Raw genomic sequence first — 1,708 nt, forward strand, 5'->3', positions numbered from 1 at the left:
ATCTTTTGGCCAATTCTCCGTTATAGCGATATTCACGAAGGCCCTATACCAGCTTGGTACGTCTGGGTAATTCAAATTATCTTTTTTCTTTTGTTGGATGACTTTCTTTTCTATTTAATGCATCGCTGGCTACATGAAAACAAATGGATGCTACGCAAGGTTCACTCGGTCCATCATAGAATTCACAACACCTGCGCATTAGACGGTAACTACTTTCATGTTATCGAGTTCATCTTGATCGGCAGTCTAGCCATGCTCGGCCCTATTTTACTTGGCTGCCATCTTTATGTGCTCTATGCCTGGATTATTATTAGAAATATTGAAGCCGCTGACGGCCATGCAGGCTATGACTTTCCATGGAATCCTTTGCGGTTTTTGCCTTTATATGACGGCCCGGTTTACCACGACTTTCATCATTCACGCTTTAAAGGCAACTATGCCGGGGCGCTTCATTATCTGGATAAGTATTTTGGCACGTACATAAAAGAATATTTACGCTATAAACAAGAACACAAATACCCTGGATCAGAAGTAAAAAACGAAGCACCCGACAGAATTAACCAGCTCAAAAATATCACTACTGATGACAGCCCTATAAAGGTGAGTTCGGCACAATACTTGTCAAAAGCGCCCTATCCAAGCCCATTTCGGGGTACTCTCCTTGCTCATCAGGCCATATTTGATAAAGGTAGTTATAGATCTGGGTTACTAATTCTGGCGCATATAAAGATATAGCCCCCAAAAACAGGCCCATTCCGGTAAGTTGCTTTCTGGGCTTATCTATCACCGCATCAATAAACATTTGTGCCGCATCCTCGGCGCTTACCAGGTCGGCATTTTTATATTCTTTCGTTGGCGCAACCATTTCGGTCTTAACCAAGGGGAATTTTATCGAGGTGACACTTATATCCCGGTTAGCAAACTCTGCAGCCAGTGAGTCACACAACGCATCCATAGCAGATTTGCTTGCCATATAAGGCCCAAAACGTGGCGTGACAGCCATAGTACCCATTGAAGAAGAATGAAGAATATGCCCTCCACCATTTTTGACCATGGAAGGAAGAAGCCCCAAAATCAAGCGCGAAGCCCCAAAGTAATTTAACTGCATCGTTCGCTCCAAATCATGGAAACGCCCTTCAGAGCGAGAAAGAGAACGACGAATTGAGCGTCCAGCATTACTAGACAAAACAACAAGTGAAACGTACTTATCCTCTATATAGGTAACAAGCGCGTCACACTCATCAAAATGGGATAAATCACACGTATAGATGTCGATTCGTTCTGGGTCTACACCGCTGGCAATTAATGCCTCTTTACACTCATTTAGTTTATCTTGATGCCGGGCAACCAGAATAACTCGAGCACCATAACTCAGAGCCCGTTTGGCGCTCGCATAGCCAATTCCACTTGAGCCGCCTGTAATTAAAACTGTTTTATTATTAAGGGCGAGTTCAGCCAAGCCCTCTCTGTTCTTAGCAGGGTCCAAATAGCGATTGTAGTAGTCCCATAACTGATCGACATAATCTTCAAATGCTGGGGCTCGCAAGCCCTGTTTAACTAAAAGTTTCTGTGTTGAATCTGCACTAAATTTCAGGCCTGGCATTAGTGCTGAAAAGACTGACGAAGGAATACCTAGCTTTTCGAAAAGTCCATCGAGAGCGATCTGAACTGCCTTCAATTGCTTTAGCATACCTAGTTGCTTAAACAC

General features: G+C 43.6%; 1 protein-coding gene and 1 pseudogene. One reads left to right on the forward strand and one right to left on the reverse strand.

Annotated features, from left to right (window positions below):
* Positions 1-735, forward strand: a 735-nt coding sequence (locus A3729_RS34305) for a sterol desaturase family protein (protein ID WP_255376422.1), incomplete at its 5' end; no start/stop codon positions are given.
* A 112-nt stretch (positions 736-847) separates the two neighbouring features.
* Here A3729_RS34305 and A3729_RS29245 read toward each other — a convergent pair.
* Positions 848-1,690 (reverse strand): annotated as a pseudogene (locus tag A3729_RS29245) (SDR family NAD(P)-dependent oxidoreductase); the annotation flags it as partial.
* Positions 1,691-1,708: the final 18 nt, after the last annotated feature.

The sequence above is a fragment of the Oleiphilus sp. HI0043 genome, from assembly GCF_001634935.1.